The 25,142-nt window shown below is 50.5% G+C and carries 28 protein-coding genes and 1 pseudogene; 3 read left to right on the top strand and 26 right to left on the bottom strand.

The features are described from left to right. Position 1 precedes the first annotated feature (1 nt). From TH2_RS05160 to TH2_RS05125, 8 genes are read right to left on the bottom strand one after another with little or no spacing between them, the layout of a single operon-like run. Positions 2–784, bottom strand: coding sequence for a ZIP family metal transporter (locus TH2_RS05160; protein WP_040822731.1), 783 nt, complete (start codon positions 782–784; stop codon positions 2–4). Positions 785–796: 12 nt separating this feature from the next. Further along, a complete protein-coding gene (locus tag TH2_RS05155; protein ID WP_008889347.1) occupies positions 797–1,252 on the bottom strand; it encodes a DUF411 domain-containing protein in 456 nt (151 codons plus the stop codon). Between the two features lie 3 nt (positions 1,253–1,255). After that, positions 1,256–2,629, bottom strand: coding sequence for a M23 family metallopeptidase (locus tag TH2_RS05150; RefSeq protein WP_040822729.1), 1,374 nt, complete (start codon positions 2,627–2,629; stop codon positions 1,256–1,258). Then, on the bottom strand, positions 2,626–3,252 hold the full coding sequence (locus TH2_RS05145) for an SCO family protein (RefSeq protein WP_008889345.1): 627 nt from the start codon (positions 3,250–3,252) through the stop codon (positions 2,626–2,628). The genes TH2_RS05150 and TH2_RS05145 overlap by 4 nt, the downstream gene beginning before the upstream one ends. After that, positions 3,252–3,719, bottom strand: coding sequence for a copper chaperone PCu(A)C (locus tag TH2_RS05140; RefSeq protein WP_008889344.1), 468 nt, complete (start codon positions 3,717–3,719; stop codon positions 3,252–3,254). The genes TH2_RS05145 and TH2_RS05140 overlap by 1 nt, the downstream gene beginning before the upstream one ends. 23 nt (positions 3,720–3,742) lie before the next feature. Continuing rightward, on the bottom strand, positions 3,743–4,402 hold the full coding sequence (locus tag TH2_RS05135; protein WP_008889343.1) for a DsbA family protein: 660 nt from the start codon (positions 4,400–4,402) through the stop codon (positions 3,743–3,745). Continuing rightward, on the bottom strand, positions 4,399–4,821 hold the full coding sequence (locus tag TH2_RS05130) for a disulfide bond formation protein B (protein WP_008889342.1): 423 nt from the start codon (positions 4,819–4,821) through the stop codon (positions 4,399–4,401). The genes TH2_RS05135 and TH2_RS05130 overlap by 4 nt, the downstream gene beginning before the upstream one ends. A gap of 5 nt (positions 4,822–4,826) precedes the next feature. Next, complete coding sequence (locus tag TH2_RS05125) at positions 4,827–5,429, bottom strand: SCO family protein (protein ID WP_008889341.1); 603 nt, start codon at positions 5,427–5,429, stop codon at positions 4,827–4,829. 171 nt (positions 5,430–5,600) lie between these two features. Between TH2_RS05125 and TH2_RS05120 the strand changes: the two genes are divergently transcribed. After that, positions 5,601–6,029: a MerR family transcriptional regulator gene (locus TH2_RS05120; protein WP_008889340.1), complete on the top strand. Its 429-nt coding sequence runs from the start codon at positions 5,601–5,603 to the stop codon at positions 6,027–6,029. A gap of 22 nt (positions 6,030–6,051) precedes the next feature. Here TH2_RS05120 and TH2_RS20705 read toward each other — a convergent pair. Continuing rightward, positions 6,052–6,357: pseudogene (locus TH2_RS20705) on the bottom strand (transposase); the annotation flags it as partial. On the opposite strand from TH2_RS20705, the gene TH2_RS05110 reads away from it, so the two are divergent. Continuing rightward, positions 6,312–7,280, top strand: a complete 969-nt coding sequence (locus tag TH2_RS05110; RefSeq protein ID WP_318271648.1) for a cation diffusion facilitator family transporter — start codon at positions 6,312–6,314, stop codon at positions 7,278–7,280. The pseudogene TH2_RS20705 and the gene TH2_RS05110 sit on opposite strands and share 46 nt — an antisense overlap. Positions 7,281–7,377: 97 nt before the next feature. Here the strand turns inward: TH2_RS05110 and TH2_RS21945 are convergent, their stop codons facing one another. From TH2_RS21945 to mntR, 17 genes are all read right to left on the bottom strand, one after another. After that, positions 7,378–7,803, bottom strand: a complete 426-nt coding sequence (locus TH2_RS21945) for a hypothetical protein (RefSeq protein WP_008889337.1) — start codon at positions 7,801–7,803, stop codon at positions 7,378–7,380. 215 nt (positions 7,804–8,018) lie between these two features. Beyond that, entirely contained in the window at positions 8,019–8,147 is a 129-nt protein-coding gene (locus TH2_RS21940) for a DUF6538 domain-containing protein (protein ID WP_415674387.1), read from the bottom strand. Positions 8,148–8,969: 822 nt separating this feature from the next. Next, positions 8,970–10,103 carry a glycosyltransferase family 4 protein gene (locus TH2_RS05095; RefSeq protein ID WP_008889335.1) on the bottom strand — a complete coding sequence of 378 codons (1,134 nt, stop codon included), beginning with the start codon at positions 10,101–10,103 and terminating at the stop codon, positions 8,970–8,972. After that, entirely contained in the window at positions 10,100–10,984 is an 885-nt protein-coding gene (locus TH2_RS20480; protein WP_008889334.1) for a glycosyltransferase family 2 protein, read from the bottom strand. Before TH2_RS20480 ends, TH2_RS05095 begins: the two co-directional genes overlap by 4 nt. Continuing rightward, positions 10,981–11,916 (bottom strand): NAD-dependent epimerase/dehydratase family protein, encoded by a 936-nt coding sequence (locus tag TH2_RS05085; RefSeq protein ID WP_008889333.1) that lies wholly within the window; start codon positions 11,914–11,916, stop codon positions 10,981–10,983. Before TH2_RS05085 ends, TH2_RS20480 begins: the two co-directional genes overlap by 4 nt. A 6-nt stretch (positions 11,917–11,922) precedes the next feature. Then, on the bottom strand, positions 11,923–13,419 hold the full coding sequence (locus tag TH2_RS21595) for a glycosyltransferase family 4 protein (RefSeq protein ID WP_008889332.1): 1,497 nt from the start codon (positions 13,417–13,419) through the stop codon (positions 11,923–11,925). A 13-nt stretch (positions 13,420–13,432) separates the two neighbouring features. Next, complete coding sequence (locus TH2_RS20475) at positions 13,433–14,419, bottom strand: glycosyltransferase family 2 protein (RefSeq protein ID WP_008889331.1); 987 nt, start codon at positions 14,417–14,419, stop codon at positions 13,433–13,435. Next, positions 14,416–15,294 (bottom strand): alpha-1,2-fucosyltransferase, encoded by an 879-nt coding sequence (locus tag TH2_RS05070; protein ID WP_008889330.1) that lies wholly within the window; start codon positions 15,292–15,294, stop codon positions 14,416–14,418. Before TH2_RS05070 ends, TH2_RS20475 begins: the two co-directional genes overlap by 4 nt. A 34-nt stretch (positions 15,295–15,328) precedes the next feature. Continuing rightward, positions 15,329–16,012, bottom strand: a complete 684-nt coding sequence (locus TH2_RS05065) for a class I SAM-dependent methyltransferase (RefSeq protein ID WP_008889329.1) — start codon at positions 16,010–16,012, stop codon at positions 15,329–15,331. Between the two features lie 19 nt (positions 16,013–16,031). Continuing rightward, a complete protein-coding gene (locus TH2_RS05060; protein ID WP_202948990.1) occupies positions 16,032–16,898 on the bottom strand; it encodes a DUF268 domain-containing protein in 867 nt (288 codons plus the stop codon). Positions 16,899–16,917: 19 nt separating this feature from the next. Further along, the gene (locus TH2_RS05055) at positions 16,918–17,838 is read right to left on the bottom strand and encodes a class I SAM-dependent methyltransferase (protein ID WP_008889327.1); all 921 of its coding nucleotides are present in this window, start codon (positions 17,836–17,838) and stop codon (positions 16,918–16,920) included. After that, positions 17,828–18,742, bottom strand: a complete 915-nt coding sequence (locus TH2_RS20470) for a hypothetical protein (protein ID WP_008889326.1) — start codon at positions 18,740–18,742, stop codon at positions 17,828–17,830. Before TH2_RS20470 ends, TH2_RS05055 begins: the two co-directional genes overlap by 11 nt. Next, positions 18,742–20,070: an ABC transporter ATP-binding protein gene (locus TH2_RS05045; RefSeq protein ID WP_008889325.1), complete on the bottom strand. Its 1,329-nt coding sequence runs from the start codon at positions 20,068–20,070 to the stop codon at positions 18,742–18,744. Before TH2_RS05045 ends, TH2_RS20470 begins: the two co-directional genes overlap by 1 nt. Continuing rightward, positions 20,060–20,884, bottom strand: a complete 825-nt coding sequence (locus TH2_RS05040; RefSeq protein WP_008889324.1) for an ABC transporter permease — start codon at positions 20,882–20,884, stop codon at positions 20,060–20,062. The genes TH2_RS05045 and TH2_RS05040 overlap by 11 nt, the downstream gene beginning before the upstream one ends. Before the next feature lie 8 nt (positions 20,885–20,892). Next, the gene (gene rfbA / locus TH2_RS05035) at positions 20,893–21,768 is read right to left on the bottom strand and encodes a glucose-1-phosphate thymidylyltransferase RfbA (protein WP_008889323.1); all 876 of its coding nucleotides are present in this window, start codon (positions 21,766–21,768) and stop codon (positions 20,893–20,895) included. A gap of 422 nt (positions 21,769–22,190) precedes the next feature. Next, the gene (gene galE, locus TH2_RS05030; RefSeq protein ID WP_008889322.1) at positions 22,191–23,228 is read right to left on the bottom strand and encodes a UDP-glucose 4-epimerase GalE; all 1,038 of its coding nucleotides are present in this window, start codon (positions 23,226–23,228) and stop codon (positions 22,191–22,193) included. A gap of 332 nt (positions 23,229–23,560) precedes the next feature. Then, entirely contained in the window at positions 23,561–23,989 is a 429-nt protein-coding gene (gene mntR, locus TH2_RS05025; RefSeq protein ID WP_008889321.1) for a manganese-binding transcriptional regulator MntR, read from the bottom strand. Positions 23,990–24,130: 141 nt separating this feature from the next. Between mntR and TH2_RS05020 the strand changes: the two genes are divergently transcribed. Further along, positions 24,131–25,105, top strand: coding sequence for a metal ABC transporter solute-binding protein, Zn/Mn family (locus TH2_RS05020; protein ID WP_008889320.1), 975 nt, complete (start codon positions 24,131–24,133; stop codon positions 25,103–25,105). Positions 25,106–25,142 lie beyond the last annotated feature (37 nt).

Raw genomic sequence — 25,142 nt, 5'->3', positions numbered from 1 at the left:
CTCATCCCAACCAGACATCAAGGAACAGCATCAGAACGAGCCCGACTGCGAGACCGAGCGTCGCCCTGTTCTGATGGCCGCTGCGATGCGTTTCGGGGATAATTTCGTGGCTGATGACGTAGAGCATTGCGCCCGCGGCAAAGGCCAGCCCCCATGGAAGCAGCGGTTCCGACAGTGTGATGATCCCGGCCCCAAGCAGGCCGCCAATCGGCTCGACCATGCCCGTCAGCGCCGCGATGCCCCAGGCGCGCAGCTTCGGATATCCCTCGCCCAGCAGCGATACAGCGACGGCCAATCCTTCGGGCGCATTCTGAAGCCCGATGCCGACAGCAAGCGGCAGACCGCCCTCCATACCTCCGGATCCGAAGCCGACCCCAACCGCGAGGCCTTCGGGGAAGTTGTGGATCGTGATCGCGATGATGAACAGCCAGACCCGCCGCAAAGACGCCGCTTCGGGCCCTTCGCGTCCTGTCTTGAAGTGCTCGTGCGGCAGCTTTTCGTTCATCAGGGCGACAGCCCCCATGCCCAGAAGGATCGAGACGCATACGATGGCCGCAGGCATCGCGCCGTTTTCGAACATCGGCTCGGCCGCATCCAATGCGGGGATGATCAGCGAAAAGAACGAGGCTGACAGCATAACACCGGCAGCGAAGCCGAGCGACAGGTCGCGCGTGGCCCGGGACGGGATGCGCCCGAACAGCACGGGAGCTGCTCCGGCTGCCGTGAGCGAACCGGCGGCGAGACTTCCGAGAAAGCCGAGCATTATCGGAGACAGATTTTCCATGGGCGGGCCAGATTATCCTTCGGCGTAGCTCGAACAGACTTCCGTCGACCCGTCCTTGCGGATGAGGAAGACATCATAGGCCTCGCGGTCGTCTTCTGGCCCCATGCCGGGCGAGCCATAGGGCATCCCAGGCACGGCGAGACCGACTGCGTCCGGGCGCTCATCGAGAAGGCGGCGGATGTCAGCGGCCGGGACATGGCCTTCGATCACGTAGCCCTCGATTAGCGCGGTGTGGCAGGAGACCATGCGCTGCGGCACGCCATTGTCGAGCTTGAAGCGAACCAGCGACCCACCGAACATGTCCTGGCCGGTCGGCACAAAACCGTTCTCTTCGAGGTGGTTCATCCACGAGAGGCAGCAGCCGCATCCGTTCGTCTTGCGGACGTCGATCGCCGTCGTCTCTGCGAGGGCCTGGGCCGCCGGGAAAAGGGCGAGCGTGATGGCAAGAGCTTGGGTCATGCGTTTCATGGGTCAGAGCCTTTCGGTTGTCGTTTCGGCAATCTCGCTGCCGAGGTTTTCATTCAGAAGCGCCCGCGCCTCGGCCAGACGCGAGAGCGCGGCGGTATCATCCGCTTCGCTCTCGGCTGCTTCGGCGAGCCGGTCGTCAGTGAGGGGGTCAGTCGGGCGCCCATCCACGAGGACTTCGTAGTGCAGGTTCGGGCCTGTCGCCGTGCCGGTCGCGCCGACGCGGCTGATCACATCTCCCGCCGCCACGCGTTGGCCTTGTACCAGGCCCTCCGGCACGGCGCTCAGATGCGCGTAGCGCGTCATGGTGTCGGACCCGTGCGAGATTTCAACCACGCGACCATAGCCGCCGCGCCAGCCGATGAAACTGACCCGCCCCGGTGCCGTCGCTTGAACCGGTGTCCCACGTGCCGCTGCGAAATCAACGCCGGTGTGCATCCGGACGTTGCCAAAGACCGGATGCGTGCGGCGTCCGAACACCGAGCTGAGGCGCGCGCCCTCGACCGGCTGTGCGAAGACGCGCAGCACCTCGCCATCGACGTAGATCGTCGCCTGACCGCTGCCGTCGTCCGGCCATACGATCTCGTAAAGCGAACCGCCGATCTCCAGTGCGGCGAAGGCGAGCTCGGGCTGTCCGATCCTGTCCTCGCCGACCCGCGCCTCGCGCCAGAGAAGCCTTAGTGTCTCGCCACCGGCCATCTCGCGGCGGAAATCCACGGTCCCACCCAGCATCTGCGCAAGGTCCACGGCAAAACGGGCGGGTATCCCGGCTTCGTCGAGTGCCGCGAAGATCGAGCTGTTGATCACGACTTCGCCGGCAAGGGTTACGATCTCCGGATCCGGAGCCACGACCTGTGTGGACAACTGCTCGCCGAAAACCACCTCGATCCGAACCCCGTCCTCGACGGCGAGTGAGACGGTGCGGGGGCTGCCGTCCATGGTCGAAGCAACAGTGACCGAGTGCCCCGGCCGCAGCCGTCGCAGATCGTATTCCGCGCCAAGCGCGAGGGCAACTTCGGCTCTGTCAGGTGCCGCAAGTCCAGCTTCGGACAGCAAGAAATCGAGCGTCTCGCCAGGTGCAACGTCGCGCGACCACGTCGACAGCGGTGGCTCGATCGCCCGTACCGGCCTGTCGGCAACAGCGACCTGCAGAAGGGGCAGCGGGCTGAGATTGTGTGCATCATCTGCCCATGCCGTCACGGGCAGCGTCACGGGAATGTCAACGTTCTGGGGGACTTCAGGACGTTGGGGCATCCAGCTACCTGCCTGGGCAAGTTCCGGCGGCACGGGTTCTTTCGACAAAAGATCGGAGATGGCGATAGCCGCACCCGAAACCGTCCCCGCAATTGCAACACAAGCCGCCAAAGTTCTGAGCCTCATGTCGCCCCCTCCATTTCTTCTGCCAGCGCGCGACGGATCTTCGGCACCGCGAATTCTCTGGCTTCGTGATAGTCGATCATGGTGACGAACCGCCCGGAGGCTGCGAACAGGAAGACGCTCGCGGTGTGGTTCATCGTGTAATCGCCGCTCTCCGTCGGCACCCTTTCGTAGGTGGCGCGGAAGCCGTCCGCGACGCGCGCTATCTGCTCCTCCGGCCCCGTCCAGCCACGGATCGCAGGATGGAAGTAGCCGACATATTCGGCCATCGTTTCGACAGTGTCGCGCTCGGGATCGACCGTGATGAAAACCACGTTCATCTCGTCGGCCTCGTCTCCCAGATCGTCGAGCCATCCCGAAATGTCAGAGAGTGTGGTCGGGCAGACATCGGGACAGTAGGTGAAGCCGAAGAACGCCATCGTCGGTCGCCCGATGAGGGTTTCCGGCCCGACCGCGTTGCCCTCATGATCCGTCAGACGGAAGTCCATCTCGGTCAGGGCCACAGGCAGCTGCCCGACAGGTGCGGGTGCACCGGGTCCGTCGACCCGCCACCAACCGACGAAGAGCATCAGGGCGACCGCCCCGACACCAGCCGCACCATACCCCAGGATCGCCCGTCGCCGCATCAGTCCTGCGGCCCCCTCGCGGCGATGCCGAGGATCGGCACGTCGACCGTCACTTCGCCTCCGCCGTCGAAGAGCAGGGTCAGCGGAAAGGTTTCCCCTTCCGTCATCGGTTCTTGCAGCCGCATCAGCATTGCGTGCAGGCCCCCCGGCTCGAGCGCGACGCTCTCGCCCGGGGCGATTGTGATCTCGCCCGCCGGGCTCATCGAACTCACACCTTCGGCATTGGTCTTCGTCTCGTGGATCTCGGGCATCATCGCGAGCGGTGTCTTAAGGCCGATCAGCGTTACCGGCTCGTCGCCAGCGTTGCGGATCGTCATGTAGGCCGCCCCGGGACGGTTCATCCCGATGGAGGCGCGGGACCACGCGTTCTCGACGACGACATCCTCGGGTCCGGCCAGCGCGGGCACCGAGAGCCCTCCAAGGGTCAAAAGCGCCGCCAGTGTGCTGGTTAAAATATACTTTTTCATCGTTTTGATCCTGCCCTTTCCATTCATTTTTGCGCGGAAGCGACTTCGGCAGCCACCAATCGCCGCAGTTCTGCCTCCCCGAACGGATCGAGCGGCTTGCCGTTCACGAAGAATGTGGGCGTCTGGCGAATTCCCACGGTCTCTACATCGGCACGATCCTGATTCAGGATCGCCACTACACCCGGTGCCAGCATTTGCGTGCGCGCGGCCTCGGCATCGAGCCCGGCCGTGGCGGCGACCTGTAGGATCAGGCCGGGCGCCGGGGCACCGTGTGACGCCCATCTCGGCTGTTCCCGCAGAACGGCCTCGAGCACCGGCACGTAAACGTCCTGCATGCGCGCCGCCTCGAGCACGCGGATGGCTTCCTCGGATGCCGCGCCGTGGAAAGGCGTGTAGCGGATCACGACGCGGACAGCTTCCCCATGCTCGGCCATGATGTCCTTCACGATGGGATGAAAGGCGCGACAGGCCTCGCAGGCCGGATCGAAGAATTCGACGATCGTGACGGGCGCATCCGCAGGCCCGAGGATGGGCGAGTAGGGGCGGATCATCGCCTCCGCAAGTTCCGGAGCAACGGGCTCCGCTTCGGCCACTGGGCCGGGGCGGTTTGCAAACCAGGTGGCTCCGCCGAAACCGGCGGCGCCGAGGGCAACAACGGACAGGATCAGGCCGCGTCGATTCATGTTCGTGTGTCCTTTAATGAAAGGGCCGACAGCGCCCCGATCAGCGCGAAGGCGGCGAGCGCCATCAGCGGGATAGGGATGCCGAAGACCAGTTGGTTGTCATCGGTGCAAGAGGGGCCGGTGGCCGTGCAGGGCTGGACGCGTTCGGGAACAAGACCGACGTACAGCCCCATGTGCCACAGGGCGATTGCGCCGCCGCCAAGCGCCAATGCGATGCCGTAGCGCCCCACACGGCCGTCCCGCCACCAAAGGCCCAGCCCGAGGATAATGGCCAAGGGAAACATGAAGGCGCGCTGGAACCAGCACAGCACACAGGGCGTCTGCCCCAGCACCTCGCCGATGAAAAGCACGGCAAGCGAGGCGACAAGCGCGATGATCCACGCCAGCCCGAGGGCTGTTTCTCCGGATATGCGGTTCATGTCGATCAGATCCTCTCTTCCAGATCGGCGAGAATCTCTTCGGCCGGGGTGCCGTAGGGCCAGGAGTCGGCAAAGCCCGCGTCGGGATCGAAGAGGAACAGATGCGACGTGTGGCCCATCGTGTAACCATCCGGCGCCGCAGCCTCTTCGACGCGTTCAAAGAAGATCGGAAACGTCTCGGATGTGGCGGCGATTTGTTCCGGCGTGCCCGTCAGCCCGATGATGCCCGCATCGAACAGCGGGACGTATTCGGCGAGTGCGGCGGGCGTGTCCCGTTCGGGGTCGATTGTTATGAAAATCGGCTGGACCTTGGCGGCATCGTCGCCCAGACCGTCCATCACCGCCGCGACCTCTGACAGGGTCGTCGGGCAGACGTCGGGACAGTTGGTGAAGCCGAAAAACACCAGCATCCAGCGCCCCGCAAAGTCCTCCTCGGTTCGAACCATACCCTGGTGGTCCGTTAGTTCGAATTCAGCGAAAAAAGGCGGTTCGGCGTCGGTTCGGGCGCTATCGGCACGATAATCGGACCAGAGCAAAAGCCATACGAAGGCAAGCGCTGCCACGCCTGCCAAAACCCAAAGAAATTTCTGCGCCGAAGTAAGGGACAATCCTGTTCGCCTGCTTTTGATTCTTATTGCATATACGGATACATCCTCTAGCAGCTAGAGGTTCAAGCGCGAAATCATGGTATAGCTTGAACTCACGCGTCTGTGAATCCGACACTTGTTTATTCCGACGACAAAACCTACACAAACTGTATCTTTTTCATGGAGGCGAAAATGCTCACGATCGGTACTCTGTCAAAGAAGACCGGCACAAAGGTGCAGACCATCAGGTACTACGAACAGATCGGACTCATGCCCGAACCCGGCAGGTCCGAAGGCGGGCAGAGGCGCTACGACAATGCACAGCTTGACCGACTGTCCTTCATCCGCCATTCGCGGCAACTCGGTTTCTCGCTCGATGCGATCCGCGAGCTGCTCGACCTCAGCGACCATCCCAACCGACCCTGCGACGAGGCTGATGCCATCGCGCGTCGCCAGCTCAAACAGGTGGAGCAGCGCATGGCCCGCCTGAAGGCGCTGCGCACGGAACTGAAACGCATGGTCCACGAGTGCAGCGGCGGGCGGATAGCGGATTGCCGGGTGCTGGAGGTGTTGCGGGACCATTCTGAATGTCTGACCGAGCACGACGAGATTGGGGCCTGATTGGGCTCTGTTGCAACAGAGCCGTCTTCTGGCGCCGCGACAGCGTGCTGAAGTCGGGCACAGCCCAGTCCAGGCCGAACAGACGCAGCAGGCTCTCGACGAACCCGGTTGTATGGCGCAGGGCCATGCCGAACAGCACCTTCATCGTCAGGCAGGTCTGGATGGCGGCGTCGCTGTCGTCTGGCTGGCGCCCGCGCTTGCCGGTGGGCGCGGCTCCCCACATCATGGCGGGATCGAACCAGATCGTCAGCGAGCCCCGGCGCTTGAGCGCCTCGTTGTAGGCTGGCCAGTTCCGGGTCTTGTAGGTCGGGGGTATCGGTCTGCTCATGCAGCCCAGCTACCACGCTGGATTCACAAGATGAATCCCCTCAGACCATTTGTGCAACAGAGCCAGCGAACGCCCTTCTGACCGTCGCGCAGATCGCAGGCGGAATCGTTTCGGGCAGTCTCGCGCTGATCGCGGATGACCTGCACAACTTCTCGGATATGGCGTCGCTGGTGATCGCTTTCGCGGCGCGCAAGATCGCGCGGAGGCCTGCGGACGAGCGGATGACCTTCGGATACGGCCGGATCGAGATTGTCGCGGCACTGATCAACTACAAGACACTCATCCTCGTCGGCGTTTATCTGATCTACGAGGGCGGTATGCGCATTATCGATCCGCCCGAGGTTCAGGGTTGGACCGTCGTCATCCTCGGCGGCGTGGCGCTCGTGGTCGACGCTCTGACTGCGGCGCTCACCTGGTCCATGCAGAAGGGCAGCGTGAACATCCGCGCGCTCTTCCTGCACAACCTCTCGGATGCGCTCGCCTCGGTCGCCGTGATCGTCGGCGGCACGCTGATCATTCTCTACGACCTGCGCTGGGTCGATCCCGCAATCACCATCGGAATCGCGCTGTACATACTGTATCTCGCACTGACCGAGATCGGCGGCCCGATCCGGACACTGATGCTGGGCAGCCCGCCGGATATCGACAACTCGGCCGTGATCGCCGCGATGCGGGACGTGGACGGCGTTACGGATGTCCACCACGTGCACCTATGGCAGATGCAGGAACACGAGGCGGCGCTCGACTGCCACGTGGTCGTCGCCGAAGATGGATGGACGAGAATTGAGGCCATCAAGGGCAAGATCAAAGCACGACTGAGCGAACGCTTCGGCATCGCTCATTCCAGCCTCGAATTCGAGAATGAAAGGAACGCCCACACCAACGCCAACCTCTACGGTCACGGTAGTAATGGCCATGAATGATCAGGAGGACGAATTGACGGAAGAACGATATTATCTCGCACCTTCAAACACTTAAGAGCAGGGCAAGCAGTGTCAGCTTGGTGGAGAAGGTTGGATATCAGGCCCATCCCCTCCGCCATTTCCCAGATAAATCACTGAAAAACAAAGATTTTTGGCTGGCGCTGCAAGCGGCTGGTTTAAAAATCTTGTGTATCACGATTGTGTCACAGTCGCCAGCACATCCAATCCCCTTTTTTCTATTTTCATCCTCCGCGAACATACAAAAAACAAGCCGGTTTACGAAGTGGGCGACCCTGTCGGCTTCGTAACCTTTTGCCCTCAAGTCACGGGCCAAAGTGGCGAATTTCTCCGCTGCTTCCTCTGTAAGTGCCTGACGTGTCTTTCCCGGACGCAATCTTTCCGGGTCGCACATCACATCCTTAAGAATCTGACGTTTACCCGCATCCAACAAGTCATCAAGGGTCAGGATATGAATTTCGCTAACCGTATTCGTCCAGTTGGTATGGATACGAAACGTGTGCATAGATTGCAGATGGTTCTAAATTCTCCGGTTTTTTCGGAAGGCTTTCGTCCACTCGGAGGAGCTGGGGAGGCAGCTTTTTGGGTGCCCTTGGTATGTATGTTTACCGGTGCACGCTTGACCGAGGTCTGTGGCTTAGAGATCGCGGATATTGGTTGTGAAATGGGGATTGATTACTTTTTCAAGGGTCGGAACCTAGATAAGGCCTTTGCACAACTTCAACAATATGCTGGGGCGCTTGGTAACCCAAGCGCAGCAACTTTGGCAAGAGCAAAGTTCCGGGTTTTAAGGCTAAAACGAAGTTCTGACTGGGGAATCCGGTTTTTGAGGTCTGCGGGGACACGCATCCGAAAATAATATACTGCCCCACGACGAAAAAGATGGCTTTGCTTTGACAATGTGTCACACTCCTGTGTCACACCGCTTGACAAGCTAACCTAATGTTTTTATTTATCTTTAATGGTTTGGGGGTTGTGATTAGTATGACTACCGAGTCCCACCCTCTCCGCCACTCAGCGTATTGACCCTGATCTTATCTAATTTGAGCCATAGTAACTCAGGCTTAACAGCACCATAGAAGATCCCATCTTAGCTGGGCCACGCAACAAAGCTGCTTTCTGCAACATTCCCGAACTTGTCTCCTTTGGCAGTTTTAGGGGCCCTTAGCGACAGTATTGTTAATAACAGGGAATGCTTAATCCTATATGAGAGAATCTGTATCTGAGAAACAGCGGCCTCTAAGCGAGGAATAGGGCTTCACAGGCCAGCCAGTCTATGACGATATTCATGTGCATCAAGCTGGTTAGCTGTAAATTCCGGATTAAATGTCCCGGCGTGTATAGTGTTCTGAACCTTCAGCACAAAAAAAAGCTTGCTTTAACTGAGCCCGAATTTAGCCCCCCTCCCTTCTTTTAAAGCCACTCCCCAGCGCAATTAGGCCCCAGTCATGCGACTGATCAAGTGCTTTAAGAAGGGCCATATCTGGAATTGGTGCGCCGTTCCCGATGATCACTTTTATTTCAACGCACGGGTGTTTAATCTACCAAGATTTGGCGATGCTCATTATGGCTGAATTACGGATCCTGTGTGCTCCCTCACGCGGAACTGCCCCCCCCGACAATCTACTCACTATTACACAACTTAATCTCCGGCACGCAGAGACCTGTGTGTCAATTTATAACCTCCAGACTCTGTTGATAAACGCACAACGTTTCTGTAATCACTTTATTATTGGAAAATTCAGACTCGCTCCTTCTACGCCCTCTTTCTCCCATTTTGGCTCGTAGAACCTCAGACTCAATCAAAATCTTAAGAGCTTTAGATAAATGGATAGCGTCACGCGGTGGCACAAGCAAACCATTATCTCCGTGAAGCACCACTTCCCGGCAACCAGGCACATCAGTCGTCACAATAGGACGAGAACTTGCTGCTGCCTCCAATAGGAATTTGGGCAAACCTTCACGGTAAGAAGGAAGACAAACAATATGGCATGTTGCCAGCTGTTGGGCGATATCGGTTCTATGGCCAAGCCATTCAACCAGCCCCTGAGCAACCCAATCATTAAGCACGGCCTCGGGGATCGCTGCGCGATTATCGGGGTCCAAACCACCTACCAGTTTGAAGCACGCGTCAATACCTTGGTTACGCAATAATGTCGCCGCTTCCACAAATTCACGTACTCCTTTGTCATAAAGCATCCGCGCGGCTAAAAGAATAACCGGCTTCCCAAATGGCTCAGGAACTGGGCGAAATTTTTCTAAGTCAATTCCTGCACCGCGAATGAGTATGGATCTATCTCTTCGAACGTAATTTTTTTTACAAAAATACTCCATATCATCGAAATTCTCAAATATAACTTTGCTATTGTTAGGGTTTAGAAATAACTTCAATGCAAACCTTACAAAAGGACGAAGTAAGTACGTAATTTTATTATTTGAACTAAATACATATCCCAATCCCACTGGGGCATTTACTATAGCAGTTACATTAGTTATTTTCGCCGCTATCGTACCTAATAAAACCGATTTAAGAGCAATGTGATGGCAAAGTGTAGGTCTCTCTTGATGATAGATTGAAATCAACCGCCATAAACGCCTAAGCTCACTGAATGGATTAACACTGCGGCGATCATTCTGGAAAGGAATCAATCTCAGCCCGGAGTCAATGATATCTCTCTGATGAGCCCGTACACGAGTTACAACAACAACATCATACCCACTCTGATGTGCAGCCTTAGCTCGGTCAAGAAAATGGGAACAAAAGAACCAATCTTCGTTGATCAGATACAGAATTTTTTTCTTCACTTTTTATCTAGTTTTCCCTTAGTTACAGGTAGTGCCTGCATCCGCAAAACAATATGGTCCGGTACAGAGCTTGACATTCTAATGAAGAAAAGATGCTGACAGCGAGGCAAAGATGCCAACATGTCTATCGCTATTTTAATAACCGCCATAGTTAACGCTAGAAACATATTTTTAAACTCTCGTCTTTCGGTAAAGATAGCGATCTGGGCAAATAGTAAAGCTCGTCGAGCAGTAAAGGTCTTAAAAAATTGAAACGGTCCTTGTCGATATGCCAAAATTGGGTGCTCCAGATTTGCGTAATTACTTTTTGGAGCAGCACGCAACAAAAGTTCCTGATCTTCGGCTCGTATTACCTCAGGGATGCGGTATCGATGTAGCTTGAACCATTCTGCTCTCCCCATCCATGTAGGATGCGAAATTGGAATATTACGCCAAGGCTGACGCGTTATAGCAGCATGACAAACTGGTGCAGGGAGAAGACCAATACACTCACCAGAGTCATGAAAAGCTATCGCCTGACCTCCAACCAGATCCACCGATGGGTGCGTATCTAGAAAATCTATTTGTCGTTCCAGGCGATCATAGAATGCAATATCGTCGCCGTCCATCCTGGCGATATAATGACCGCGGGACAAATCAACCGCCTGATTTAACCTTCTTGCTAAACCAAGACGATGAGTACTGTCGTAAAATCGAACTCTCGGGTCAGTATATGCTCTAACGATTTCGCCAGTTTTGTCTGTCGAGCCATCATTTAGCACTATTAACTCGAAATCGCTGAAACTTTGCGTCAAAATCGAATCAATTGCCTCTTTCAATGTGCTTGCACAATTAAAAATAGGTAAAATGACGCTGATTCTCGGGCTTTTATCGAAAGTCATGATTTAAAGTTGGAAAGCATCCCCTCCCACATCTCACAAATCCCCGTGTCAAAAGACACCTCAGGTTGCCAGTTAGCGTGTTTCAAAAGTTTTTCGTAGCTGAGGACATTTGTTGGCACGTCAAACCCTCTAGGCTGCGCATTATTAGACCGGATAGAAAATCCAGATCCTTCAACTATTGGGCGCATTTCTTCCAGCACATCACGGTTGGAGCGACCGATCCCAGACCCAATATTGTATATCTCTCCCGCCTCTCCGCGGTCCATTGCGCATAGAATTCCTAATGCAATATCCTTGACATGAACGTAATCGCGTATTGTTCCGTTCTCACCAAAAATAGTTACTGGTTCATTTTTAAGCACCTTACCCATTGCTGTCGCAATAAAACCTTGTCCTGTAAAAGGCTTTTGCCCCAAGCCAAAAGCATTCGAGGGCCGAACAATTATAACTGGCAAATCTGAAAGTAAATGAAACATGAGAGCATACCTCTCAATTGCAAGCTTCGTGATACCGTAAGGAGAGATGGGTTGAGTGGCACATTCTTCGGTGATTGGTAGAACTTGGGATAATCCATAAACGGTCCCTCCAGATGAAGTCACAATTAGGCAACGAAGATTATTTAACTCGTTTGCAACCTCTAGCAATGCCACACTTGGGGGTAAATTCGCCTGGAGATCAAAAATCGGATTCTCAAAACTCGTTTGCGGTACAGTTGCATATGCTAAATCTACGATTTCATCACAGTCCACAAGACACTTGCGCAAGTTGTTCTTGTCAGCATAATCGCAAGGTTTATAGTAAGCATTTGTGCTCAGATCGAGTGGACGCTCGCTGCGCCGCCCTAACACAAGTACATCTCTACCTGATGCAAGCAATAGCTTTACGAGATACTTTCCAATGAAGCCTCCCCCACCAATAACACACGTGCGCACGAGATATTAATCCTTTTTTGACTTTGGTGATTGCAGTATCAACAACGCCTCATATCTTGCGGCTATCACATCCCAAGTGAAATTTTCTCGCCAATTTGCGTGCCCGACACGACCAAGCTCTTTCAACCTGGGACCGTCTTCAATTGCTTTAGCTATTTCTGTAGCGAGAACGGTTGGCGCAACACGAGTATATCCTCGATCGTCTTTCTCGGCTGGACAGATTAAACCGCATCCGGTCCACTTTGCTATTTCCTCTGAATTTCCGACAGGCACAGAAAGGAACGGAAGTCCTGCTGCAGCTGCTTCAAACAGAACCAGTGGAGAGTACTCAATATTCGAGGCAAACACAAAAAGGTCTGCAGACAGATATGCTTGCACGAGTTCTTCTCGTGACAAATCAGTTATAACCAACTTTTTATTGTTTGAAGTGCGTTGAGCTTCTGCCATCCAGTAAGACATAGGGTTTAATGAGGCACGTACGGCAGCTGGCAGATAGTTGAGCAACTCACTATCCTGCAAACAAGTTCCAATTCGCCGTAAAATGCGTGAACGCACACCTATCATTCCTTCTTCTCGATAGACCCGGATAGTTTTGAGAAAAAGTTTTTGTATTGTGTTGAGTATAAAGTAAACACGTTGCAAGCTTTTTTTGGCTACACCTTCGAGGCCTTCAACCTGATAGACTTTCGACACCCTACACCACAATGGAGGGTACGAATATGCTGTTCGCATTGTTGACTGCTCTCTAGAATCCTTTGAGTCTAAATTTTCTTTGTGCGACAATAAGAGCGGATTGGATGGAATATTGCCGTTCATAATCAGAGTTACGTGGCGACGTTTAGTTTTGAGGTGAACAAAGGCCTCTAGTAATTCTTTATGCCCCTTCATTCCCGTCATACTACCTACGGTCAGCAAAACTGCACTGTCCTCTGGGATACCATTCCGCTGTCGAAACGTCGGATCACGCTGCGCACCAAATTCAGATTCACTGGCCCCGTTTGGAATAATTGAAAAGTGATTGATATTGTGCCGCCTAGCAAAGTCAACATCTCTATATTTCTCAGTATAGAAAATGAGATGATCAAACTTTCGCAAAACATCTGGAATTTTGTCAAAGTAACTAGAATAGCTCGGTTCAAATAAACCAGAAAAACCGCAAGGAATGAATACCTTACGTGCTTGTTTAGCATCAAGTACCGGCCATAATGCATCAAAAGTCCATTGCTGGGCAGCCTTAATCAAAATCGCGTCACATTCAAATGTACGCACAAATTGGCGGTAAAGCTCGACCTCGCCTTCCATTCCTCGCACAAGGTTTCCTGTAACACCGAATTGTACAATCTTTACACCGTTGTACTCATCAACATTGCGCTCAGCTAATCTGGTCGTCGCGACGGTGACATCATGACCACGTAAAACAAGCCGTTCTGCAATCTGCCGCATGACCTCTTGAACCCCGCCAACGCTCGGGTAATAGAATTCACAGCAAAACAAAAGACGCATGACAACTCTCTAATCAGCGGGAAAGGTAAGGTAAGCGTCTCACGCAACGAATGAACCTACGAAATAACGGCATCGCCCACTGCGAGCGCATACGATACATCGTCCATTGATATCGCAGTATTCTTACTCTCTCAGCAGCGCGTGTGGCAACATCCGGATCATCGGGGGCAATATTTGCGACTGCATCCTCAAGTATTTTTTGCATTTTAGTCAGATTTGCTTTTTTTTTCATTCGATCTAAAGCCGAATGTGTCAAAGCCGCTAAGTTTATAGCATTATCATCTTCGATATTCCGGCCACTAGCCATGGCAATGTTTTCTGCACTGATCGTCACCAAACGATCCAGAAATGGCGATGGCCCATTTCTAGACATGCTTTGAGGAACTTCTCTATAAACCAGCAGCCGATCCTTGAGATTGGCGACACGACCAGTTCGCGCCATTCGTGACCAAAGCTCATAATCTTCTGGCGGTTGACGCTCTCTGTCAGTTGAATATCCACCGATGGAAAGCACCGCATCGCGGCACATCATTACGGAACTATGTACAAATGGATTGTTAAATAGTAATTCGAACGCCAAGGCTTCGTGATAGGTGGGATGATCATGCGTCCGCTCAGTTGGTGTATTACCAATCCAGATTTCAGCAGCTGTTCCGAGGAGGATGCAATCAGGGTGAGCATCAAAATAAGATACTTGCCGTTCAAATCGTTCAGGATGACTTAAATCGTCTTGATCCTGCCGAGCAATTAATGCTCCACGGGCCATAGAAAGCCCTCTGTTAAGAGTTCCTGCAAGGCCCATATTATCCTGATGCACGACTTTAACGCGTGGATCCGTAACCGCATTCAACAATGCATATGAATTGTCTTTTGAACCGTCGTTTATGGCAATGACTTCAAAGTCCTGAAAGGTCTGACCTAAGATTGAATCTAAGGCACGTTCCAAATCATCAGCGCCATTGAAGATCGGCATAATCACAGAAACACGAGGATCACTCATAGACGAACCCAAGAATCTGGAACTAGATCTGTCGTATCGTGGTTTGCTCTGCCAAACCACTTCTTTGGCGCAACAATAATCTTGTCATTAAGCGGGTTCAACCAACTCCCCCACCAACTGAAAGAGCTGTTGGCTATGATATGATGTCTACATGCCATCATTAGAGCCATGTCAGCAGCTCCATTGTCCGGTCCATTCGCATCGACCAGCACAATTGGTTGCTTAATGTTCAAATTTGTCTGCACCCACTCAAGATCGTCGGAAAAGACAAAGAAACATGGATCCGAGACGTGTTCGGCAATATAATCCACAGCAGCACGGTAATAATCAAGGGAACAGACTCCGTGATAACTTGCTGTTTGGGGGTTGGTAACGTAGTCACCACGACGAACATGAAGAGAGACAGCCTGCTTTCCCAGACCGTCAATTTTCTTCTTAAATGAATGATTGTTTGCGTCTATGGATGCCTTTAACTGAAATTCCTGTCGCAATTTTTTTTCGATATCTAAGAAGTAGCGCTCACTTTGCCAATACCCATCCAAATAGACCGGCGAACTCACTTCCAGGATACGCGGATCGTAGGTAAAGGAAGCTTCTCTAAAGCAATTTACAGGCAGGTCAATTCTAAGAAAGCGAGCAATACGATCAAAAAAAGAAGGGGGTGCTGCAGTAACACCTGAGCGGGCCAGCTCCTCAGAAGTAGCAAGCCTCGCGGTAATGTTCCAATCGTCCAGCTCATAACGTCGAAGGTCATAATGCGCGAAAGCACTTACATCAAGTAACAGTTCCACATCTAACCGACTTGCAACTGCACGACCGGTTGCATATTGAAACATCTGATTGCCAAGACCACCTAACAATTTGACAATAACCAAGAATGCCCTCCCTTTATAAAGCGACGATAATCTATCATTGTTCCAAGGGCTTCTTAGCTTTCATATTGAGAGAGAAGTGGACCCCAAACGGCTCCTTGGCTATTGATGCATCAACGGTTCCCGGAATGAAATGAGGCTCATGGGGATATTCATTGAAATCCTCAAAACCACATTGTTCCATCAAATGTTTCAACCAGCAGAAATTATATCCGGTCTTATGATAATCATAAGGCGTAGATTGCCCTCCATAAATCAAACCAATCCACGGAGAGTTGCCAGGTGTTTGGAAATGTTGCGGATTGTCTGAATAAATTTTGATGATCTTATCTATATCTGGAACGGATATGCGTATTTCTCCTCCTGGCATTAGAACCTCGTACCAACGCTTGGGGATAGGCAATATCTCATCATGACCAAAATGTTCGAGAACATGACAAGCATAGATTTGGCTTGCTGAGTTCTCTGGGAAACGCTTAAGTGAACGAATATCATCAATGACGTCAACACCAAGCGTGTTCATAACATCAACATTTATATAGCCCGACAACGCCACATTACCGCATCCAAGGTGGAGCTGATACGGGCGTTCGAAATCTCTGGGGGATTTGCGCTTGGTTCCGATTCCTGAAATCAGAGAAGAGCTACGGACGGAGTTCAGAAGATTGTATAAGGCAATTCGTTGTTTCTGTGTAGTGACGGCTCTTAGTATTTTTCGCATCTTCGCTTCCTCCTGTTAGTCACCTCTTCGAAAAAACGTAACATCCACATCCATAGCTCTGACTTGAGATTAACTTACTATCTGGATTCTCAATCAATCCATCCTCTGCCTCACCGTCAGGTATCAATGCGTGTTCCACCAAGATGAGATCCGGGAACATTTCGATTACTTGCTCATGCGAATAGATGCGGTGTGCATTAAATTGAATTCTAGATCTTCCTACGGGAACAACAACAAGTAAGTCCCCATCAGGCGCGAGGACGCGCGAAAGTTCTCTAGCGGCCTTCTTGTCCCCATCTATATCAATTGGGTCGCCGTAGCGACCTAAACCTATATGCTCAATAACGTGCATACATGACAGAGATTTTATTGCATCTGAACGGAAGGGGAGTTGTGTGAGATCAGCTTCATTAGACGTCAGATTCGAAAGGGTTAGCGGTGCCTTTCGGAAGTCGAAGAACTCGACCTTTACAAAGGCAGACAGAATAGTGGCAAAATGAAGAGTCGAAGAAATGTCGACATGGTGCTCTGGATTTCTCGCTGCGATCACCCTTGCGGCCCAGGCCGGATGGTATATATAGTGCCGATCAAAGCCAGTTTGCTCAGTACGATCATCAAGACAAGGATATTGCTCCTCTTGAGAAATACTTGATCGCCCTTCTTCGGCCAGAAGATAATTGAACGCCTTAAACTCTTCATAAAAGCCAACCATCGCAGTTTGCTTGCGGGTTAGCCGCTCCAGTTCCAGCTGTGTTTGTTCAGAGTCGTTTTGAAAACACGCGACAAACATTCTTGATAGATTTGTATTATTCCATGCAACCACTGAGAATCTGGCGACAACGGTTAAAAATTTCAAAAAATTGGCCGCACGAACTCGAATATTCATCAAATAATTTTCCCATATTTTACTCGACTTTTACTGCAGTAACTTGACAATCAAAATGAAGCATCTCGTTACTACCTTTGTCATGATCAGAATACTCTTGCAAAAGGGATAACAACGTAGAGATAGCAAAACTTCCTTCTGGACTTAGCTTCATACCAGCATACTGCTCTGCCATAGATGGGATCCTTCGCAGTTCCTGCGCTACAAATTCGAAAAAATTACCATTCTCTTCAACCTTTATGTCTCTAAACCCAAGTTCCGTCAGGTGGTGGAGATAAAAATATTTATTGAAGCCAGTAGCATAATGGTAAGGAGCAAAATGTGTTAAGCTGCAGAATGGCGCAGTTATAATAATTTTGCCGCCAGGTCGTAATACACGCCCCATCTCCTTAAGGGCCATTACTGGATGTGATACATGCTCAAGCACTTCAGTACAAAGCACTGCATCAAAGCCGCCATCTTCCAAGGGCATGTCACAGATATCTGAAACGATGTCGATTCCATCGGTATTCCAGTCACCAGTTTGAAGGCCCGCAGAATTACCACTTCCATCATATTCAGCAAGATCTTGAGATACATACTCCAAGTGCGAGCAAAGCTGCTTGTACTGCATTTCACCCGCGCCAGCGTCAAGAATTTTCGCCCCCTCGGGCAGTGCTGCCAATGTCTTCGCAATCCAATCGTCTCTCGTTACAGCATTCAACGTTCCAACCAGCCCGTCCGCTCCTTCAGGTGTCAGGCACTGCCTTTCTGACATTTCCCGAATTGTGGTCTGAAGCGCAAAAGACGGGGAACCTTCGGCAAAAAATACACCGTTCCCAGAATGAGATTTTAGCACAATCCCTTCACCCTTGAGCGTCAAACGCAGAATATTAAAAAAAAGCAAGGGAACACTTATAATGGTCCGGAAAATCCGTCGCACAGCCGATTTAGTTAACATCTGCTTCCCACCTTCGCTTAGCTATTTCTACCCCACAATTTCTTGCTAAACTAAAATCACGTAGAGCGTCTTCCATCCGCCCCAAACGCTCATTAACCAATGCACGCCAGTAACAAAAATGACCACCTATACCGTAGGTTAAGGCATCTTTATAAAATTCAGGTAGTCTAAGAATAGTATCCCTTTCTCCCCCCTTGGCTTCTGCAATGGTCGTCTCTAAGCTCTCAATTTCGCCGAGTGTAGAATACCCCATACGGAGTTGTGAAGTGGCAGACAGTACTGGCGAGATTTCCGTCTCTCCCATTAAGTCTTTAGGTATGGCAAACATGATATCGCCGTTTACAAAAATCACGAAATTGGGATTAATTTTCTTAAGCTCAGACACCAGCAAATCAACTTCAGGATAGCCCCCTATCGAGTCATGAACATTGAAACCCGACCGCACATCCCAGAAATAGCGAACATCGTCAATAAGGATGACAACATCACCTACCCCTGCGTCTTTGATACGCTGTAGTTCTGCGAGTATTGGGGTATTCCCATTCGCCTTTGCAGTATTTCCACCACTCCAATGGGCATCCAACCAAATTACGGCGCGTCTTTCTCCTACGCATGAAAGTGCATCACTTATCCGTTCTGCGGAGTCACCGTGCAGTAGTACGACGTTATCATCCGAGGAGAAGCGCTTTCGCCCAGCAAGGTAGAGCTCCTCAGAGAGTTCTATTGACACAACTTTCTTGAACAACATTTTCATTGCATGCGTAGTGTCACCGAGATAAGTCCCTGTCTCAATAAAATACTCGGCTGATATCATCTTTTGTAGTGGCACCAATTTTGATGCACACAGATTTCCCTTCTCACTCTTTAATAGAGTAAGTTCAAAGCTGCAATTAACCATGGTCATTATGTCTCAGTCTCTGAAGCTAGTTCCTGGGAATAATGCCACTCTAATCGCGGCCTAACTGCTCCAGGTATTATCCCTGCCCAACCGTGGCGACGTTTATCTACGCTACCCTCTTCTGTTATTTCGATCCGCAATGCGGCTTCGTAAGAAAAGTGGTGCCTATATTCCAACCCACCGTAAAAGCTACTCATAACGAGCATGACTGAATATTTCCCCGCATTAAGTAAAAACGGATATATATTACATTGCACAGTGTAAAGACCAATTTCATTTGGAGAGAATTCTTCTGGATACGAGACAAAGACAGGAGAACCAAATTCATCAGAAACATGAAAATTAGGCACTATATTACTAGGGCTCTCCTGCGAAATCCTGTACTTCAATACTAGCCGCACCCTCTCACCAATAGAAAAAGATGAACGAACCGTATTATGTTCATCACAAGCGTATGCGCTAATACATTGAACAAAACTATCATCAAACCCGTATTGGGTTACATGATCCACCAAGGGATCAAACTTACCTTTGTGCCATACATCGCCTGAAGACGAATCGATCGACTGTAAATACTTGCTTGCCGCCTCCTCTACAGAACCAAAAGAACGTACCTCACCGTGTTGTAAATACAGGGCTTTTTCACACATACTTTTTACAGCCGCCATCGAATGACTAACAAACAATACGGTTCGCCCGGCGCCGGTCAACTCTTTCATCCTCTCAGCGCACTTACGCTGAAACGCTTGGTCTCCCACTGAAAGGACTTCGTCGACAATCAGAATATCTGGATCAAGCCACGCAGAAACTGAAAACGCCAAGCGCACATACATTCCGCTTGAATAATGCTTGACCGGAGTATCAATGAATTTTTCCACACCTGAAAAATCGACTATTTGATCGAATTTTGCAGCAACTTCGCTACGCCTCATGCCAAGAATGGAACCATTGAGGAATATGTTTTCACGGCCAGTCAATTCGGGATGGAAACCCGTTCCAACTTCAAGCAAGCTAGACACCCTACCCCGAATCGTAACCTTTCCTTTCGTCGGCTCTGTAATTCGGCTTAAAATTTTCAGCAGAGTAGACTTACCTGCACCATTTCCGCCAATAATGGCAATGCGCTCTCCCTCACCAATATTGAAAGAAACATCCTTTAAAGCCCAAAAAGTTTCTTTTTTAGACTCCTCTGCCATCTCGGCTTCAATAACCGGTCGCTTAAATGGTGATGTTAGAAGCTCGCGCAAAGTTCTTGGCTGGCGACGCGCATTGTGGGTGATTACATAACTTTTGGAGAGGTCGTCAACCTCAATGGACAGGGGCTTAGATTTCATCAGCAAACCTTGATTCTGCAGACCGAAAATAGCTAAATCCAACGACAAGGGCCGCAGTAGTAATAATCAGCGCTGAAATAATGCCATATGAGCTTGGAACTTGGCCGAGAATCGCCCAACGGAAGGCATCAACGATTCCCGCAATCGGGTTCAGGTAGTACAACGGCGCCCACTTTTCTGGAATAAGTGATGTGCTGTAGCCCACTGGAGAAGTGTAAATGCCAAGCATAAGCATAAATGGCACAATGTGCCGGAAGTCACGGTAACTAACGGTGAGAGCAGAGAACAAAAGCCCTGTTCCAAGAGCCAATAAGCCCACCCATACACCAAGGACTGGCAGCAAGAGAACATGCCAAGTTGGCAAAATGCCGTACCACATCATTAGCAGAATCAGGACAAATATTGAAACCACAAAATCAACAGCACTAACCAAAATTGTACTCGCGGGAACGATCATGCGAGGGAAGTAAACCTTTGACAGTAAATTAGCATTGGTGACGAGACTATTGCTCGACTCAGACGTCCCATTCGAAAAGAAAAACCAAGGGAGAAGCCCGGTAAGCACCACCAATGAATAAGGAATATCTCCTGATGACAGATTGGCAATCCGACCAAACACCACGGTGAGGACAGCCATAGTCAACAGAGGCCGAAAGAGTACCCAGCTAACGCCAATCACTGTCTGCTTGTATCGGACAAGAATGTCACGCCATGCCAAAAACAGAAGCAGCTCGCGATGACGCCAGATGTCTCCCCAATAAGCCTTGCTTGAAACACCGTTCTCTATAACTAAAATATTCTTATCTAAACTCATATTCTTATCTATAAACTGGAGTATTCTTTAAGTAGATCAAATAGATAATTTCCATAGCTTGTCTTAGACAATTCAACTGCCAGTTTCTCAAGTTGTTCACCTGTAATATACCCATTGTAGAATGCGATTTCTTCTGGACAAGCAATTTTGAGTCCCTGTCGATGCTCTAGTGTTGCAACAAACTGACTTGCTTCCAGCAGAGAATCATGGGTTCCAGTGTCTAACCAAGCGTGACCTCGGCCAAACCTCCGCACATTCAATTCACCTAGTTCAAGATAGTGCCGATTGACATCTGTTATTTCTAACTCACCGCGGGGTGATGGCCTCAGATTCTTCGATATCTCAACAACCCGATTATCGTAAAAGTAAAGCCCTGTCACTGCATATTTGGAACGTGGTTTTAAGGGCTTCTCGACTAATTCAATTGGATCACCGAATTTATCAAACTCCACGACACCATATCGCTCAGGATCCTTAACGGGATAGGCAAATATGGTTGCACCTGTCGAACTGCCAATTTGTGACAAATCTCTGGAGAGCTGATTTCCATAAAAAATGTTATCGCCAAGTATGAGAAATACACTATCCCCCGCAACGAACTCCTCCCCTATTGTGAAAGCTTGAGGAATCCCTGCGGGTTCATTCTGAACGGCGTATTCGATATTGATCCCCCACTGAGATCCGTCTCCCAAAAGCTGTTGAAATCTTGGGATATCAACTGGAGTTGAAATCAGTAGTATATCTCTAACGCCAGAAAGCATAAGCGTAGAAAGTGGATAGTAAACCATCGGCTTATCATAAACTGGCAGTAACTGTTTTGAAATAGCTATAGTGGCAGGACGCAACCTTGTCCCAGATCCACCTGCCAATAATATGCCTTTCATAAATCACCTCTTTGTTGATCAGATCCCCGCCTAACAAATTTAGGCTAAATAATTCAAAAACCTTATAATAACAAAACCCAAACAACTAATTATAAAAAAAATCTATATAAAAAATACGCGATTTATAATCATTTTCTTTGATAACAAAACTCTATTTCTCCCCAGCTTCCCATAGAAAAGCAGGCACCTCCCTTAAATCCAGAGCGCAAAACTTAACTAATCAGCAGATTTATCACAAAACAAAATATTACTTTAATATTCAAGCACTCACCCCCCCTCAACAATTAAAAGAGAGTGAAAAACTTGGAAAATTGTTAGAACACCAACGAACAGCAATCTGCATAAATAGAAACTCTTTTCTAACGAGAACAAGAGTGCAGTGCGCATACAGCTTGAAGCATCAGTTGAAATAAGACCTTTTCTCACTGATTGGATTGAAAGTTCCATGCACTTGCACACATATCTTCTAGTGTCAGTAATGCTCGCCAACCTAGCTCTTTATTAGCTTTACTTGGATTGGCATAACACGCGGCTACATCTCCAGTTCTGCGCGAAACTATTTCATATGGAACGCTCTGGCCTGACGCCCTCTCATACGCTTCAATAACCTCTAGAACGCTATACCCAACCCCAGTACCAAGGTTGAATGCATGTGCCCCCGAATGCTTCGCAAGGAAACCAAGAGCCGCTTTGTGTCCTTCGGCAAGATCCACAATATGGATATAGTCACGTACGCCTGTGCCATCTTGTGTGTCATAATCCCCGCCAAAGATATTTAACTTAGGCAGCACACCACTTGCAACCCGCCCCACATAAGGCATCAAGTTAGTTGGAATACCATTTGGATTTTCACCTATCAAACCGCTGCTATGCGCACCTACTGGATTGAAATATCTCAAGCTAGCTATACACCACGGCAACTGTTCGGCTTGAATACCCGCCACCGCCAAATCAAATAGAATTTCTTCAGTTTGCAGTTTACTGCGTCCGTATGGATTAATAGCGCAGGTTGGGTGATCCTCACCTAAAGGCAAGTACTTTGGAACACCATAGATAGTAGCACTACTACTAAAAACCATAGTCCTAACTTGAGCGCCATTCATAGCCTTAAGCAAACTAACGGTACCCACAACGTTATTGTCGTAATACTTAATTGGTTTACTAAAAGATTCACCAACAGACTTGAGTCCTGCCAAGTGTATTACAGAATCGACCTCGTGCTTCTTCAAAGATTTCTCCAAATACACTGTATCGCGCACATCACCCTCTATGAATGGCACCCTAAATCCTGTAATGAGCTCGATTCGGTCAATTACTTCCTTTTTGCTATTACTAAAATTATCATATATGACAACAGAATACCCTGCCTCTATAAGTGAAACTGCTGTGTGAGAACCAATGTACCCTAACCCTCCAGTTAGAAAAACTTTCCTATTAACAGAATCATTTTCTTTATACATAAACGATATACTTTCAAACTACGCCGAATACAAAGACGAACCAAATACTTTCTCAATAAGTTTATTTGTGGATACGCAAAAATATATTATAATTTCATCCCCCTAGTTAAAAATTCCCCTTAGACTTGAGCCCATTACAGACCCAACATTGGCCAGTTCTGCTTTCGATTCGAAATATGTACAACAAGACAAAGAGAGAGAGAGAGAGAGAGAGAGTTGAACCGCCAACCTCGGAGCCAAAAATGGGAATCCTACCTTGAACCGAAGCAGGAGAGTGATTCCTGAATATTCGCCATTGAACCCCAGCTTAACGTTCAATTTTCACTCTGATTTCAGGACAACAACCGCAGTTCAAACACCCTCAAAGTCTCTTCACTCACATGATGCTCAATCCCCTCGGCATCAAACTCTGCAACCTCCGGCTCAACCCCGATCGAGACGAGATAGTTATAAACGATCTGGTGGCGTTCGCGACATTTTTTGGCGAGCGTTTCGCCTTTTTCCGTCAGGAAGATTGAGCGGTAGGGACGCGAAGTGACGTAGCCGTCGCGTTCCAGACGCTTGATGGTGTTATTGACCGTCGCTGCCGTCACGCCAAAGCGTTCGGCCAGAGCGACTGAGCGCGCCTCGCCTTCCTCAGCGATCAAATCACCGATCATTTCCACATAGTCTTCGGTCACTTCGCGGGCGTGCGCGTCGCGCAGGCGCGCAAAAACTTCGGCCTTGTTGTGACGCGGGTTAAGCCGGGTGTCGTCGCCCATCGATCTCTCCAATCCAGATTCCTGAAACCTTCATAACAAGTAAGTTGGCAAATAGCAATTTAGCCTTGACTAACTTTAAAAGTCCGCACATAAATAGGGGACATTTACCAGAGTAATTCCAATTAACTTTCGGATGCCCTGATGCCGCTTTTCCCGACTTCCCGACCCGTCGCTCGTTATCTTGTTGCACTTGCCGTTGCGCTGTATGTCAGCGCGGGTGTTGCCCATGCGAAGCCGCTGAATGTGGTTGCGACCACATCGATGATTGCCGATGCCGCGCGCCAGGTCGCCGGTGATCGGGCGGAAGTCACGGCTCTGATGGGGCCGGGTGTGGATCCGCATTCCTATCGCCAGACGCGAAGCGATATCGCCGCCCTGGCGCGTGCCGATCTTGTTTTGTGGCATGGCCTTTATCTGGAGGCGCAGCTTGAAGAGTTCTTCCTTGATCTTGGCAAGCGGCGCAACGTGGTTGCGGTTGGCGAAGCTGTGGCGCGCGAAAAACTTCTGAGCCATGCCGATTATGAAGGCCGGTTTGACCCCCATGTCTGGATGGATCCGAAACTTTGGGAAACCGTGGTTTATGCCGTGCGCGATGCCCTGATCAAAACCGATCCCGATGGCGCAGCAACCTATAACGCCAATGCCGATGCTCATGTGGCCGAGATCGAAAAACTGGTCGCCTACATGACATCCGTCACCGCCACCGTGCCGAAGCAAAGCCGCGTGCTGTTGACCGCCCATGATGCGTTTAGCTATTTCGGGCGTGGCTATGATTTCGATGTGCTTGGCATTCAGGGCATATCAACAGAGTCTGAGGCTGGCCTGCGCCGCGTCGAGGAGCTGGTCGACACCATTGTCGAGCGCAAGATATCAGCCGTCTTTGTCGAAAGCTCTGTGCCTGAACGCAATGTGCGTGCCCTGATCGAAGGGGCTTCTGCCCGTGGTCAGGACGTTGTAATTGGTGGTACGCTGTATTCCGATGCGATGGGAGAACCCGGCACCTATGAAGGCACCTATATTGGCATGATTGATCACAACGCGACATTAATCACCCGTGCTCTTGGCGGCGATGCCCCCGAAGGCGGTTTTCAGGGCAAGCTTGCGGCCGGATCATAACGCTTCACATATTAATCCAGATAGCATGAAACAAAAC

Origin of the sequence: Thalassospira profundimaris WP0211 (assembly GCF_000300275.1) — a bacterium.
Lineage (GTDB): Bacteria > Pseudomonadota > Alphaproteobacteria > Rhodospirillales > Thalassospiraceae > Thalassospira > Thalassospira profundimaris.
This window is presented reverse-complemented; position numbering and strand designations above follow the sequence as displayed.